The following is a 14,035-nucleotide window of genomic DNA, read 5'->3' on the forward strand; positions in this document are numbered from 1 at the left end:
CGCATAGCGCTTTCCCTTGGGAATTGCGTCATAACAAGGGCCTCAGCCGTCGCGCAGCCAGACCAGCATCTCGCCGGGCTCGCGATTGTCCCAGGCGTAATACGGGATGGCGGTCAGGCGTGTCTCGACGCTGGCCGGCGGCTCGGAGCGGTAGAGCCCGTCCTGCCAGCCATCGCCGGCATCGGCCCGTGCCGTGGCTGAAAGCGTCACCACGCCGCCCAGCAGCCCGGGCGCCTCATGGGCTTCTATGCCAGCCGTGCGCGGCAGGGTCAGGCGATGCAGCCGGCTGTCATTGTCCGTCGCCTCGACGCAATAGATCAGCGGCCCGCGCGACAGCGCGACGCGGCCGGCATCCTGCCGGACCTCGGGGTTGGCGTAGAGCCGCTCGATCGGCATTTCGAGATCGAGCCGGACGCGGTCGCCCTTTTTCCAGACGCGCCGGATCTCGGCATAGCCGTCGCTGGTCATGTCCTCGAGGTCGACCGCCTCGCCATTGATCTCGAGCGTCGCACTGCTGCTCCATGCCGGGATGCGCAGATGCAGCGTGAATTCCACCGGCGCCTGCGGTTCGACCGTGATCTCGACGGCGCCATCCCAGGGATAGCGGCTCGCCTGGGTCAGGCTCACCGGTGTGCCCGCAATGTCGAAGCGGGCGGTGGAGTCGCCGTAGAGATGGACGGCCAGCGCATCGTCCGCCAGGCTGTAGAAATAGCTGCCGATCGAGGCAACCATGCGCCCGACATTGGGTGGGCAGCAGGGGCAGCGGTGCCATTTCCATCTGTTGTGCCGGCCCCGGCTTTCCAGCGGGTTTTCGTAGAAGAACAGCGAGCCGTCGAGCGACAGGCCAGAGATCGAGCCATTGTAGAGCGCGCGCTCCATCATGTCGGCATAGCGGGCGTTCGGCCCCATGCCGAGCATGCGGCTTGCCCAGAACACCAGGCCGACGGCGGCGCAGGTCTCGGCATAGGCGCTCTCATTGGGCAGGTCGTAATCGCTGGTAAAGCCCTCATTGTGCGCCGACGGGCCGAGCCCGCCGGTGATGTAGAGGTTTTTGGTGGTGAGGTCGTCCCACAGCCGGTCGAGCGCCACGCGCAGCGTGTCGTCGCCATATTCGGTGGCGATGTCGGCCATGCCTGAATAGAGGTACATCGCCCGCACGGCGTGGCCGACGACCTTGTCCTGCTCGCGCACCGGCCGGTGCGACTGATTGTATTCGTAGGTCTTGAAATGATAGGCCTTCGGATCGGCGCCGCGGGCGCGCGCCTCTTCGTCGAAGAAATGCGGTTGTTGGCCGCGCTGGTCGATGAAGTATTTCGCCAGATCCATGTATTTCGGCTCGCCGGTCACCCGCGCCAGCTTGACCAGCGCCAGCTCGATCTCCTCATGGCCGCAATAGCCTTTCTTCTTGCCGGGCTCGGGCCCCAGCACCGAAGCGATGTGGTCGGCGTAGCGGCACATAATGTCGAGCAGCTTGCGCTTGCCCGTCGCCTGGTAATAGGCGACCGCGCCCTCGATCAGGTGGCCGGCGCAATAGAGCTCGTGGCAGTCGCGCAGGTTTGTCCAGCGCTTGCCGGGCTGGATGCGCTGGTACCAGCTGGAAAGATAGCCGTCCTCCTGCTGCAGCCTGCCGTACATATCGATGACGGAGTCGATCTTCTTCTCCAGTTCCGGGTTCTTGCGCCGGTAGAGCGAATAGGCCGCGGTCTCGATGGTCTTGCCGAGATCGGAATCCCAAAACATCTGCGTCGTCACCGTGGAGCCGGTGAATTCCGCGCCCTGGCGGTCGGCTTCATCAGGCGAGGGCGAGTGGAAGGGAATGACGACGCCGGGCGAGGGGCGGTCCGGGTCGATCTGCTCCAGCATGCGTGCTTCGACGCAGCGCTCATAGAGGATGTCGGCGGTGCGGGTGGCCACCGCATCGGCGCGGTCGCCCCAGAAACCATGCACGTCGACCTGCGGCACCGGCAGTGGCCGAAAGGCGAGCCTGGGCTTGGCCGTCGTGGCGGGGCGGGGGGATGGCGATGCGGTCATGAACTCACTCCATTATTCTATCGATGGGTTGACGGTCTCGGCCGTCAGGCGATTACTTGACGGCCCCGGCCATCAGGCCGCGGATGTAGAAGCGCTGCAAAGCGAGGAACAGGATGAGGCAGGGCACCATCATCACGGTGACGCCGGCCTGCACGGCGCCCCAGTCGATGGCGCCGAAGCGGCCCGACTGCAGGGCCGTCATCATCACCGGCAGCGTGAATTTCGACTGGTCGGTCATCAGCACCAGGGCGGCGAGGAACTCGTTCCAGGCGCCGAGGAAGGCGAACAGCGCGATGGTGACGACGCCCGGCCAGACCAGCGGCAGCATCACTTTCAACAGCATGGTGGCGTTGCCGGCGCCGTCCATGCGCGCGGCTTCCTCGATCTCGCGCGGCACGGCGTCGAAGGCGTTGCGCATCATGAAGATCGAGAACGGCAATTGCAGCGTCACATAGACGCCGACCAGGCCGGTCAGCGTGTTGTGCAGGCCAAGCTTGGTCAGCACCAGGAAGATCGGCGTCAGGATCGACTGGAACGGGATCATGATCGTCGACAGGATGAGGACGAAGAACAGGTCCTTGAACGGAAAGCGGAAGCGCGAGAAGCCGTAGCCGGCCAGCACGCTGACGATGACCGACAGCAGAACGGTCATCACCGAGACATAGATGCTGTTCTGCGCCGAGGCCCACAGCCCGTCGCCGAAGGAATTGAGCGTGGCATAGTTCTCCAGCGAGAAGCCCGTGGTCGGCCAGGGCGGCAGCGGCGGCAGGCGCGCTTCGGCCGCCGGCTTGAAGGCCGACAGCGCCGTCCACACGATCGGCGCGACGAACAGCACCGAGGCGATGATGCCGGTGGAGTGCCTGGCCAGGCGGGCGGCGAGCTTACCCCTGGCTGAAATCGCCTGTGCCATCAGTCGAGCCCCTCGGGCTTGCGCAGCAGCCAAAGCTGGATGAGGCTGAGCGCCACCAGGATGACCAGCAGCACCATCGAGAGTGCGGCGCCATAGCCGAGCTTGAACGACACGAAGGACTGGTTGAAAATCCAGTAGACCGCCGTCAGCGTCTGGTTGCGCGGGCCGCCGCGCAGGATGATGTAGAACTGGTCGAAGGCAAGGATCGAGCCGGCGACCGACAGGATCAGCGCCAGCGCCAGCGTGCGGCGCATCAGCGGCAAGGTGATCGCCCGGAAGCGCGCGAACGGCCCGGCGCCGTCGATGACGGCGGCCTCCTGCAAATCCTGCGGGATCGATTGCAGGCCGGTCATCAGGATGATCATGGTGAAGCCGGCGACCTTCCACACCACCATGGCGATGATCGACCAGAAGGCCGGCTGGAAGGTGGCGAGCAGGTTGAACTTCTTGTCGATCAGGCCAAGCTCGTAGGCGGCCGGGCTGAACAGGCCGGAGTCGACATTCAACAGCCATGACCAGAGCAGGCTCGCCGAGGCGAAGCCGACCACCGCCGGCATGAAGAAGAAGGTGCGGTAAAGGTTGGTCAGCGGCCGCGGTTTTTCGATGAAGATCGCCAGGGGAAAGGCGATGGCGAAGATCGCGATGGTGACGATCACCGTGTAGTAGCCGGTGAATTTGAGCGCGTTCCAGAACCTGGTGTCGCGCAGGATGGCGACGTAATTGTCGAGGCCGACGAAGGAGTGCTCGCCCATCAGCGGCCAGTTGTGCAGCGACATCCACGCCGTCATGCCGAGCGGGATGACGAAGAACACCATGACCAGCGCCACCGCCGGCGCGACATAGAGCAGGCCGATCCACTGCCGGCGCCCGGCACCGACGAGTTTTCGGGCGCGAGGCGGGGCGGTGGTGGTTGTTGCGATGGAGGTCATGGCTGGATGGCCGAAGCTGTTGCGGCGTTAGCCAAGCACCCCCTCACCCGGATTGCCAACCGAATTGCGAAGGGCAATTCGGGGCAATCCGACCTCTCCCCGAGGGGAGAGGAGGGAGCCGGCACGAGCGCCAGCCTCTTCTCCCCAGCGGGGAGAAGGTGGCCGCGTAGCGGCCGGATGAGGGGGTCTTGTCTCAACGCGATAGCCTTGCCGTTTGCGATGCAAAATTGCCGGCCACCCGCCCAGGGAGAGAGGCGGGCGGCCGGCAGGCGGCCGCTACTTCTGCGGCGCCTGGTCGATGATCGACTGCATGGTCTCCTGCGCGTTGGCGATGGCGCCGTCGACATCGTCGCCGAAGAAGACCTCGTTGACCATCTGCGTCCACGGACCGTTGGCGGAGTTGATCAGATCGTTGAACACCACCGAATAGGGCGTCTTGCCCTTGGCCATGGCCTCGGCGGCGATCTGGTAGCGCGGGTCGAGTTCCTTCAGCGCATCCTTGGCGATGTCGCCGCGCACCGGCAGGCTGCCATATTTGGCGAGGATGGTCTGGCCTTCCAGCGAATAGGCGAAGTCGAGGAACTCCTTCACCACGGCGAGCTTCTTGGTGCCCTTGGTGACGACGAAATTGTCGCCGCCGGCAAAGGACGACCAGCCGCCATCCTTGCCCGGCAGGAAGGTGACGCCGTAGTCGACATTGGGGTACTGGGTGTTGAGCGCGCCGATGGCAAAGGCGCCTGATGGCGAGATGCCGATGTTGCCGGCGGCAAAGGCGGCAAAGAAATTGGCGCCGGTGTCGGTCTGCGCGCCTGCCGGCACCAGGTCCTTCTTGACCATCGAGCGGTAGAGATCGATGGCGCCGCGCAATTGCGGGCTGTCCAGCGTCGCCTTGGAGCCGTCCTCACTGAGGATGTCGCCGCCCGAGGCCCAGATCAGCGGCGTGAAAGTGAAGATGTTGCAGCCACCGCAATTGCCGGAGAAATAGAAGCCCTTGATGTTGCCGCCAAGCGCGTTGACCTTCTCGGCGTCGGCGGCGATCTCGGCCCAGTTGGTCGGGCCCTTTTCAGGGTCGAGGCCGGCCTGCTTGAACAGCTTCTTGTTCCAGATCAGCACCGAGGCATCGGCCGAGAAGGGCAGGCCGTAAATATGGTCCTTGTAGGTGCCGGTCTTGACATGCGCCGGCGACAGGCTGGCGAAATAGGGGAGCGACTTGGCCCAGTCGGTGATGTCCTCCAACTGGCCGGCGGCCGCGAAGGAGGGGGTGTAGATCAGGTCCAGCGACAGCGCGTCGGGCGCCGTGCCGCCGGCGGCGGCGGCACCATATTTCGGGATGATCTCGGCGTTGGGGATGATGTCGAGCTTGATCTGGTCCTTGTTCGCCTTGTTGAAGGCGTCGACGATCTTCGGCATGAAATTCGAGCCGTCGGCGCGCACCCAGATGTTGGCGGTGTCGGCGGCGGCAGTGCCGAGACCACTGCCCAAAACGGCAGTGGCCAGGGCCAGTTTGGCAATCAGGTTCCTCATCTTCTCCTCCTCCAGGGTTGGCCGCTGTCCGCGGCTTGGCGCCGATCACGCGGCGCTTTCGTTTCAGCCATCCAGTGGATGGCCGCAGGAATGCCGCACCACCAGCCGGCACGGCAGTTTTCGAATGCCCGGCGTGGCCGGCTGACCGCCGACCAGCGACAACAGGGTCAGCCCCGCCTCGCGCCCGAGGGCGACCAGGTTCATATCGACCGAGGTCAGCGGCGGGCGCGTGGCTTCGGCGACAATCTCCCAATTGTCGAAACCGATGACGCCGACATCGCCGGGAATGTTGAGGCCTCGCTCGCGCAACGCATCGATGACGCCGCGCGCGATCTGGTCGTTGCCGCAAAAGACGGCGTCAGGTCTTTGGCTTCTGCCGTCGAACAATTGCGCCACCGCCTCATGCCCCCAGGCTTCCGACCAGGAGCCGAGCAGCGGTTCGGTGACCGGTAGGCCGTTTTCGATCACTACGTCGCGATAGGCCTGGGCACGGGCATGCACCACGGCAAAGCTAGCCGGTCCGCTGACATGGGCGATGCGCTTACGGCCAAGCCGGCAGAAATGTTCCACCGCAAGCCGCGCGCCGCCGGCGTCGTCGGAGACGAAGGCGACGGCGTCGGGATCGGGCTGGGTGAAGGCGTAGATCACGGGGATGCGCAGATTGCTGAGGTCGACAGGCAGATGGCGGTCGATGCGTTTTCCCGTGGCGATGATGCCGTCGACGCGCTTGTCGAGCATGGCCTCGACATGCAACTGGCCGAGGCGCGGGTCCTCCTCGACATTGCACAGGAACACCGAGACGCCATTGTCGACCAGCGCGTCCGAAATGCCAGACATCAGCGGCAGCGAGAAGCGGCCATAGGTATCGTTGGTGAGCAGGCCGACGGTGAAGGAGCGGCGCCTCAGCAGGCTCTGCGCCAGGCTGTTGGGGCGGAAGCCGAGGCTACGCGCCGTCTCGCGGATACGCTCGCGCGTCTCGGCGGTCATGCGTCCCTGGTCGTTGAGCGCCTTCGAGGCGGTGGCGACGCTGACACCGGCCCGCGCCGCCACGTCACGCAAGGTGACGGGGTTGGGAAAGACCGGAACAGGCTGATCGTCCGCTGCCATCGCGCAAGGGAATCCTGAGTTGGGAAAAGGTTTTCTCTTACAGGCCGGAATAAGGCCCGGCCAATGGCCGAGCCTGATCGAAACTGTTTGAAAAAACCTTTTCTCAAGTCAGGTTAGGCCAGATTGGGGGAGTGTTCAAGGGGAAAGTGGAGAGGGTCTGTCGGTGGGAAGAGAAAGGGCTGAGGCTGGGTTCCTTGCCCCCGCTACGCTATGCACACATCTTCTGTGGTTGACTGACCAGCCCGAGGCTTGATTGCCACGTGGTTCCCCCAATCCGTCGCTGCTTCGCAGCGCCACCTTTCCCCCCTCCGGAGGGAAAGGAAGGGAGCGTTGCTGGAAGGGCGTTGACGGCAAAAAGCCTGGCGCCTTTCCTCTACCCCGTCGATCGGGGGGTCCGAAGGACGGGCGAGACCCGTGGCTCGCCCCGGCAGGTGGCTCGGCGAAGCCGAGACGGAGTGGGGGTCGACCAGCGCAGCATAAGACAATGCATGCGCCAAGCCACCTGGAAATGTGTGCCTGCCGTAGCCACTCCCGTCGGGCGAGGAACCCACGGATTGTCAGCGAAGTCTTAAGGGCTTTCGCGCCATGGTGGTCGCCCGCCAGGAGTCCCGCCATGCCCGATACCTCATACGCCCCGAAAGGCCCGGCACAGCCCGGCAAGCGGGCGGGGCATGAGAGCGCCGACGAACGGCACCGCAATGCCACCATCGGCAAGCTCAAGGCGGAACTTGCCGCGCAGGCCACACTCATCGCTGGCCAAGAGGTTGCGCTGGCGCATAGCCGCAAGATCTTCGACCGCGCCTCGGTCGCCGCGCGCATCGGCGTGTGGGAATGCAGCCTGCCCGGCGAACAGCTGCACTGGACCGATGTGGTCTATGATCTGTTCGATTTGCCCCGCGGCGCCACGCTCGACCGCAGCGAAATCATCAAGTGCTATCCGCAGGAGTCGCGCAAGGCGCTGGACAGTTTGCGCAGCCGCGCGATCGCCGAGCGCAGCGGCTTCACCCTCGACGCCGAGATCACCACCTTCGCCGGCCACAGCCGCTGGATCCGCATCACCGCGACCGTCGAGTGCGAGGAAGGCGTGCCGGTGCGCATCTTCGGCATGAAGCAGGACATCACCGAGGAAAAGATCCTGTCGGACCGGATGCGCTATCTCGCCGAATTCGACACCATGACCGGGCTTGCCAACCGCGCCCGCTTCCAGGCGCGGCTGGCGCAGGCGGATGCCAGCCGCCCAATCGGCGCGCTGCTGTTGATCGATCTCGACGGCTTCAAGGCGGTCAACGATACGTTCGGCCACGTCGTCGGCGACGAGTGCCTGAAGGCGGCGGCCGAGCGCCTCGCCGAAGGTTGCGGCGAGGCGGACCTGGTGGCGCGCGTTGGCGGCGACGAGTTCGCGGTGCTGCTCGGGCAGCATTTCGATCGGGCTGCCGTCTCCGGCGCGGCGCGCGAGATCGTCGAGAGGATGGGCAAGCCGGTTGCGGTGCGTGGCCAGTCGCTGCTGCTGGGCGCCTCGGTTGGCATCGCGTTTGCCGGGGCAGGCTCGCCTTGCGATCTGTTCGCGCAGGCCGACACCGCGCTCTATGCCGCCAAGGCGGCAGGCCGCAACACCTTCCGAATCTTCAAGGCCGAGGCCGGCGCGAAAGGCCGGAGTGCCGCGGCGTAAAGGCTGTAGGCTCTCAGGAATGTCGGAGCGGCTTCCCGGGGCTGAATTTCTTGAGAACAAAGAGTTAAGGCTGAGAGTTGATGTTTTACGTCACCTGTCGGGGTCATGGCTTGCCGGTCACCTGTTGCCCGCGCGGATCGGCGTTCAACTCCCGTGGCGCCGCGCGTTCCTTTGGGTTTCGGTGGCGCAGTGGCTGCCGAACAGCGTTGCCGCGACGACGCTAAGCGGCATTTCGCAAAGTGCCGACAGAAGAACCGTCGGGCTTAACTTTTCCGCAAGCATTTCCCCGTTAGTTCGGTTGCAATGGCCTCGTGGCGGAGCGGCTACGCTGGAGACGGCAAATCTCTGAAGCCTCGGTTCGATCCCGAGGCGAGGCCTCCACAAATCATATAGCTGAGAATCTGCGTCGGACCTTCGCCAGCGAAGGCGACGACCTGCCGACTTGCATCTCTGGTGGCGTTGGCCGGGAGATCTCGGCGCCATCGTCCCAGGCGGCGCAGAGCCGACGTTAAAACCACCCTATCTGCATTTAGCATGCAGGGCGCTCGCGAAAAGAGTGCTATGGTAGGGCGCGAGTATGCTCGCTCCGATTTTTCCCGCCATTCGAGGTCATTTTCGTGCGTGAACCGTCACTGCTGCCGGTCTTTGGGAAAATGGGCGTCAAGGCATCCGTCGCCGTCGTGACGGCGCCGGTCGCTTCGGCGGGCATCGTGCCGCGCTTTCGGGAAGTTCTGGCCGCGCATGGCGGCATGGCACTGAAGCTGTCGGTGATCGCCTGGACGATGCTGGTCCTGGGAGCGGTGTTTTTCATGATGCAGGGCTGAGGCAAGCCAGCATGGCCAATCGCTACACACTGCGCATGGAGCTTCCCCAGAGTTGGACCATAGTCGATGTCTTCACCGGCCAGCCAGCCGTGGTCAGGCAAAAAGTCATGGTCGGCATGGGCCCACGCGAGGCCGCGGACATGGTCGTGCAGATGAATGTGCGCGACGTCAGGCGCCGGGAGAGGGCGGAGCGCAAGCCCTGATCCTGCTCACCCCTGCCTCGAGAGCGAGCCAGACGCCGGTTTCGATCGAGTGCCTTGTGCTATGATGTTGTTGCCGGCGTGCATGAAGAGGGGCAGGCCAGCCGAGGACCTGAACAAGAGCGGTGCATTCTCCATAGCACGGCTACATGTCATCGCATTCGGAGCGGTTTCACTGGCTCTGCCGGTCTACGCCGGGCATTTGCTCATAACTTCCTAGCGCACACGACGTACCCAGGCAGAGCGCAAGCCCTTCCGGGTAACGCAATCTGCTTGTCGTTCAGCCGAAGTCAGCGGCCGTGAGCACATACATGCTCTTGCGCGTGCGGTCGTAAGCCTTCGACGCCACGCTGCGGATGACGCTGCTCTCGGTGTCGAAGGTGGCGAGATAGCCGGCTTCATTGGCCGCCGTCGCCGGTTGCATCCGGGTCATCGCGTCGGCGGCGACCGAGAAGGAAATCTGGAACATGCCGTCATGGCCGACGAAACGGATGCGCTTGCCGGCTTCGTCATAGCTGCGGCTGCGGTTGGGGAATGTCAGGCTCATGTCTTGACCTCCGTTGTGGCGGCCTTCTTGGTCGCCCGCTTCTTCTTCGGCGTCGGGTTCAAGGCTTCGGCGACACGGTCGGCCTCTTCCTTGGCCAGCCGCAAAATCCTGAGCTTCGCCGTTTTGATCTCCCTGGCCTTCGCTTCGGACATGTATTCGGCGGTTGCCTTGTTTTTCTCCGCCGTCTTCTTCTGCTTGTCGACGAAGCGGGCTTCAGCTTTTTCCATGATCGTCTGATTGCCGTCGGCCATCGAACAAATCTCCCTTGCGTTTGAAATCGTGAAAGTGAACTTGTCCGATAAATAGGCGCTTGATCGGCAAAATTCAATTTTTTGAATTATTTATGCCATTCGCGATATCACGAAATCGCCGGTCGAAATAATACTTTTCAATATTTCATCGGGTCCGCGAATAAATTTTGGCACTCCTATCTATCGAGTGCCAAAGCGCCTATATGGGGGAAGCGGCCGCCTAAGCTGGCCCCAGAAAGAAGTTTTCATGAAGTTTCGGCCACTCCACGACCGCGTCGTCATCCGGCGCGCCGAAGGCGATATCAAATCCAAGGGCGGCATCATCATTCCCGACAATGCCAAGGAAAAGCCGCAGCAAGGCGAAGTCATCGCCGTCGGCCCCGGCGCACGCGACGAAAACGGCGCGCTTGTGCCGCTCGACGTCAAGGCCGGCGACCTCATCCTGTTCGGCAAATGGTCGGGCACCGAGGTCAAGATCGACGGCGAGGACCTGCTGATCATGAAGGAAGCCGACATTATGGGCGTCATCGACAAGAGCGAGACTGGCGTCATCGACAAGGGCGAGGCAACCACCGAGAAGACCGTGGCCGCCAAGACCGTGGCAGCCAAGAAGGCTGCCTGATCAGCGTGCCGCGTGTCCTTCGGGACGCGCAAGGACGCTCAGAGATTGATCATGGGGGGCAGGGCTCTGCCTTCCTCAACCGAACTGGATAAAAATCATGTCTGCCAAGGAAATCAAATTCGCCACCGACGCGCGTGACCGCATGCTGCGCGGCGTCGAGATCCTCACCAATGCGGTGAAGGTCACGCTCGGCCCCAAGGGCCGCAACGTCATCATTGACAAGGCCTATGGCGCGCCGCGCATCACCAAGGACGGCGTCACCGTCGCCAAGGAAATCGAGCTTGCCGACAAGTTCGAGAACATGGGCGCGCAAATGGTGCGCGAAGTGGCCTCGAAGACCAACGACCTCGCCGGTGACGGCACCACCACCGCCACGGTGCTGGCCGCCTCGATCCTGCGCGAGGGCGCCAAGCTGGTTGCCGCCGGCATGAACCCGATGGACCTCAAGCGAGGCATCGACCAGGCGGTCGCCGCCGTCGTCGGGGAAATCAAGTCGAAAGCCAAGAAGGTCAAGTCGTCGGCCGAGATCGCCCAGGTCGGCACCATTGCCGCCAATGGCGACGCAACCGTCGGCGAGATGATCGCCAAGGCGATGGACAAGGTCGGCAATGACGGCGTCATCACCGTCGAGGAAGCCAAGACCGCCGAAACCGAGCTCGACGTCGTCGAGGGCATGCAGTTCGACCGTGGCTATCTCAGCCCGTATTTCGTCACCAATGCCGACAAGATGCGCGTCGAACTGGAAGAGCCCTATGTGCTCATCCACGAGAAGAAACTCGGCAATCTGCAGGCGATGCTGCCGATCCTCGAAGCGGTGGTGCAGAGCGGCAGGCCGCTCTTGATCATCTCGGAAGATGTCGAAGGCGAGGCCCTGGCCACGCTGGTCGTCAACAAATTGCGCGGCGGCCTCAAGGTCGCGGCCGTCAAGGCGCCTGGCTTCGGCGATCGCCGCAAGGCGATGCTGGAAGACATCGCCGTGCTGACATCGGGCCAGATGATTTCCGAGGATCTCGGCATCAAGCTCGAAAACGTCACCATCGAGATGCTCGGCCGCGCCAAGCGCGTGCTGATCGAGAAGGACACCACCACGATCATCGACGGCGCCGGCACCAAGGCGACGATCCAGGCGCGCGTCGCCCAGATCAAGGGCCAGATCGAGGAGACGACCTCCGACTACGACAAGGAGAAGCTGCAGGAGCGGCTGGCCAAGCTGTCGGGCGGCGTTGCCGTCATTCGCGTCGGCGGCGTCACCGAGTCGGAAGTCAAGGAAAAGAAGGACCGCATCGACGATGCACTGAATGCCACGCGCGCGGCGGTCGAGGAAGGCATCGTGCCCGGCGGCGGCGTCGCCCTGCTGCGTGCCCGGTCGGCGCTTGCCGGCCTGACCGGTGCCAATGACGATGTGACGGCTGGCATCTCGATCGTGCTGCGCGCGCTCGAAGCGCCGATCCGCCAGATCGCCGAGAATTCCGGCGTCGAAGGCTCGATCGTCGTCGGCAAGCTCACCGACAGCAAGGATCACAATCAGGGCTTTGACGCCCAGAACGAGACCTATGTCGACATGATCAAGGCCGGCATCGTCGACCCGGCGAAAGTGGTGCGCACCGCACTGCAGGACGCCGGTTCGATCGCCGCCCTGCTGATCACCGCCGAAGCGATGATCACCGACATTCCCGCCAAGGATGCGGCACCTGCGGGTGGCGGCGGTGGTGGCATGGGCGGCTACTAACGATTCAGGTGAGGCCGGCCTGCAAACGGCGGTTTCCTGCGCTTCCCCGTTCTACTGCGTCGCAGTAGAACTGAGCTCACGTACCCAAAAGTACGCTCCGCTCCGGTTCTCGGAAACCACCGTTTTCGACTCGGCCTGACCTGAATCCCCTACGCCGGCTCTAAGTACCGGAACTACCGCCGGGGGATTTCTCCCGGCGCATAGGCCTCTAGCCCAGGAGACGGATCCATGATCACGTTCGTGCAGAAGCCAGAGACGGTCGTCACGACCGAAAAAACCGAGGAAAGCCGCTTCGACCGCATCCGCAGGATTGCCGCCGACAAGCACAAGAAATCGGATTCCGATACGGCAACGTCGCCAAAGAGTGAGCCCAAGCGCCCGATGTGAGCATCGACACCGCCGGGTTCAGAGCGCGACTTGCGATCGCTGGAGGCAGCCGGCGGCGTGGTCATTGACGATGCCGACGGCCTGCATCCATCCTGCCTCTCCGTCACCCGATACCGTGGCGAACCGGCGCAACAGTCCAGTCCACCCGTGCACTGATCGATCACCGCGTGCGCCGGCGCATGGCCCGTCTCGATCATGATGCCGCTAGCTTTGCGGCCGCCCTCGGCGCGCCTGATCGAATCAGCCAGAAGATGCCATTCAGCACGCGCTTGTTAGAGGCCGCTGGCGGCCCCCGCTCATCCGTGTCAAACCGCAAGATCGGTCGAGCGCGACATGTGCGGCAGCGCCTATCTGGTGTTGCCACGGAGAAGAGACGTTGAAGGCGGCGCTTGAAAACTACCATGCCCGGATGCAGCGGGTGCTGGACTACATAGACCAGCATCTGGATGGCGATCTGGATCTGGAATCCTTGAGCGGCGTTGCGGCGTTCTCGAAATACCATTTCCACCGGCAGTTCACGTCAACCTTCGGCGTGTCCGTGCATCGCTATGTCCAGCTCGCCCGCTTGAAGCGCGCTTCGTACAGGCTTGCCGGGAACGAAAGCGTCACGGATATAGCGATGGATGCCGGTTACGACGCACCGGATGCCTTCGCCCGCGCCTTTCGGCAACGGTTCGGGCAATCGCCTTCGTCGTTCCGGAAATCTCCCGACTGGGGAGCGTGGCTGATGGCCTTCGGGCCTTTCGACAAAGCAAGGAACACGCTCATGCAGATAATCTTCGAACCCGACGACGTGATGATCCGCGATGTGCCGCCAACGCCGGTGGCTGTTATGGAGCATCGCGGAGACCGCGCGACGCTCCAGGACACCATCCAGCGGTTCATCGCCTGGCGCAAGGCGGCAGGCCTGTCGCCCCAGACAAGCCCGACCTTCAACATCTTCCGTTCCGAAAGGGAGCCCGCGATCCCTGCCGATTACAGCATGGATATTTGTGTCGGGACCGATAAGCCGATCGATCCGAATGACAAGCAGATGAAGGCCGGCGTGATCCCCGGCGGACGCTGTGCCGTGCTGCGCTACCCTGGCAACACCAACAATCTCGAGCCTGCAGCCCTTTACCTTTATCGTGAATGGCTTCCGGCCAGCGGCGAGGAAGTGCGCGACTTTCCGGTCTATTGCCAGCGACACCTGTCCCTCGTCGCGGACGGGCCGCTACACGAAGTGGTCGTCGAACTTTTTCTGCCCCTGAAATAGCCCCGGCACCAGGCGGGTCAGCGGCGCGAGTTCGATGTCGTAGGCTGAAC

14 protein-coding genes are annotated in these 14,035 nt (G+C 63.6%); 7 read left to right on the plus strand and 7 right to left on the minus strand.

Annotated elements, in window-relative coordinates; all coding sequences use genetic code 11:
- Window positions 1-42 precede the first annotated feature (42 nt).
- The 5 genes from AC04SF_RS06485 to AC04SF_RS06505 form a co-directional block, all read right to left on the minus strand.
- Window positions 43-2,031 carry a glycoside hydrolase family 127 protein gene (locus AC04SF_RS06485; RefSeq protein WP_488477031.1) on the minus strand — a complete coding sequence of 663 codons (1,989 nt, stop codon included), beginning with the start codon at window positions 2,029-2,031 and terminating at the stop codon, window positions 43-45.
- A 52-nt stretch (window positions 2,032-2,083) separates the two neighbouring features.
- Entirely contained in the window at window positions 2,084-2,941 is an 858-nt protein-coding gene (locus AC04SF_RS06490) for a carbohydrate ABC transporter permease (protein WP_199641546.1), read from the minus strand.
- Window positions 2,941-3,870, minus strand: coding sequence for a carbohydrate ABC transporter permease (locus tag AC04SF_RS06495; RefSeq protein WP_488477032.1), 930 nt, complete (start codon window positions 3,868-3,870; stop codon window positions 2,941-2,943). Before AC04SF_RS06495 ends, AC04SF_RS06490 begins: the two co-directional genes overlap by 1 nt.
- 276 nt (window positions 3,871-4,146) lie before the next feature.
- On the minus strand, window positions 4,147-5,394 hold the full coding sequence (locus AC04SF_RS06500) for an ABC transporter substrate-binding protein (protein WP_488477033.1): 1,248 nt from the start codon (window positions 5,392-5,394) through the stop codon (window positions 4,147-4,149).
- 63 nt (window positions 5,395-5,457) lie between these two features.
- Window positions 5,458-6,501, minus strand: coding sequence for a LacI family DNA-binding transcriptional regulator (locus AC04SF_RS06505; RefSeq protein WP_488477034.1), 1,044 nt, complete (start codon window positions 6,499-6,501; stop codon window positions 5,458-5,460).
- A 613-nt stretch (window positions 6,502-7,114) separates the two neighbouring features.
- On the opposite strand from AC04SF_RS06505, the gene AC04SF_RS06510 reads away from it, so the two are divergent.
- The 3 genes from AC04SF_RS06510 to AC04SF_RS06520 all read left to right on the plus strand — a co-directional run bounded on the left by AC04SF_RS06510 (window position 7,115) and on the right by AC04SF_RS06520 (window position 9,197).
- Window positions 7,115-8,170, plus strand: a complete 1,056-nt coding sequence (locus tag AC04SF_RS06510; RefSeq protein WP_488477035.1) for a diguanylate cyclase domain-containing protein — start codon at window positions 7,115-7,117, stop codon at window positions 8,168-8,170.
- A gap of 617 nt (window positions 8,171-8,787) precedes the next feature.
- Complete coding sequence (locus AC04SF_RS06515; protein ID WP_488477036.1) at window positions 8,788-8,994, plus strand: hypothetical protein; 207 nt, start codon at window positions 8,788-8,790, stop codon at window positions 8,992-8,994.
- Between the two features lie 11 nt (window positions 8,995-9,005).
- Window positions 9,006-9,197, plus strand: coding sequence for a hypothetical protein (locus AC04SF_RS06520; RefSeq protein ID WP_488477037.1), 192 nt, complete (start codon window positions 9,006-9,008; stop codon window positions 9,195-9,197).
- 277 nt (window positions 9,198-9,474) lie between these two features.
- On the opposite strand, the gene AC04SF_RS06525 is transcribed toward AC04SF_RS06520, so the two are convergent.
- Together AC04SF_RS06525 and AC04SF_RS06530 are read right to left on the minus strand one after the other, a co-directional pair.
- Window positions 9,475-9,741: a DUF1488 family protein gene (locus AC04SF_RS06525; protein ID WP_488477038.1), complete on the minus strand. Its 267-nt coding sequence runs from the start codon at window positions 9,739-9,741 to the stop codon at window positions 9,475-9,477.
- A complete protein-coding gene (locus AC04SF_RS06530) occupies window positions 9,738-9,992 on the minus strand; it encodes a hypothetical protein (protein WP_095200470.1) in 255 nt (84 codons plus the stop codon). Before AC04SF_RS06530 ends, AC04SF_RS06525 begins: the two co-directional genes overlap by 4 nt.
- A 247-nt stretch (window positions 9,993-10,239) precedes the next feature.
- On the opposite strand from AC04SF_RS06530, the gene AC04SF_RS06535 reads away from it, so the two are divergent.
- The 4 genes from AC04SF_RS06535 to AC04SF_RS06550 all read left to right on the plus strand — a co-directional run bounded on the left by AC04SF_RS06535 (window position 10,240) and on the right by AC04SF_RS06550 (window position 13,985).
- Entirely contained in the window at window positions 10,240-10,614 is a 375-nt protein-coding gene (locus AC04SF_RS06535; protein ID WP_488477039.1) for a co-chaperone GroES, read from the plus strand.
- 97 nt (window positions 10,615-10,711) lie between these two features.
- Window positions 10,712-12,343 (plus strand): chaperonin GroEL, encoded by a 1,632-nt coding sequence (gene groL / locus AC04SF_RS06540; protein ID WP_488477040.1) that lies wholly within the window; start codon window positions 10,712-10,714, stop codon window positions 12,341-12,343.
- Window positions 12,344-12,571: 228 nt separating this feature from the next.
- Complete coding sequence (locus AC04SF_RS06545) at window positions 12,572-12,730, plus strand: hypothetical protein (protein ID WP_202353199.1); 159 nt, start codon at window positions 12,572-12,574, stop codon at window positions 12,728-12,730.
- A gap of 376 nt (window positions 12,731-13,106) precedes the next feature.
- Window positions 13,107-13,985: an AraC family transcriptional regulator gene (locus tag AC04SF_RS06550; RefSeq protein ID WP_488477041.1), complete on the plus strand. Its 879-nt coding sequence runs from the start codon at window positions 13,107-13,109 to the stop codon at window positions 13,983-13,985.
- Window positions 13,986-14,035: the final 50 nt, after the last annotated feature.

This window comes from Mesorhizobium sp. CNPSo 4671, assembly GCF_057784245.1.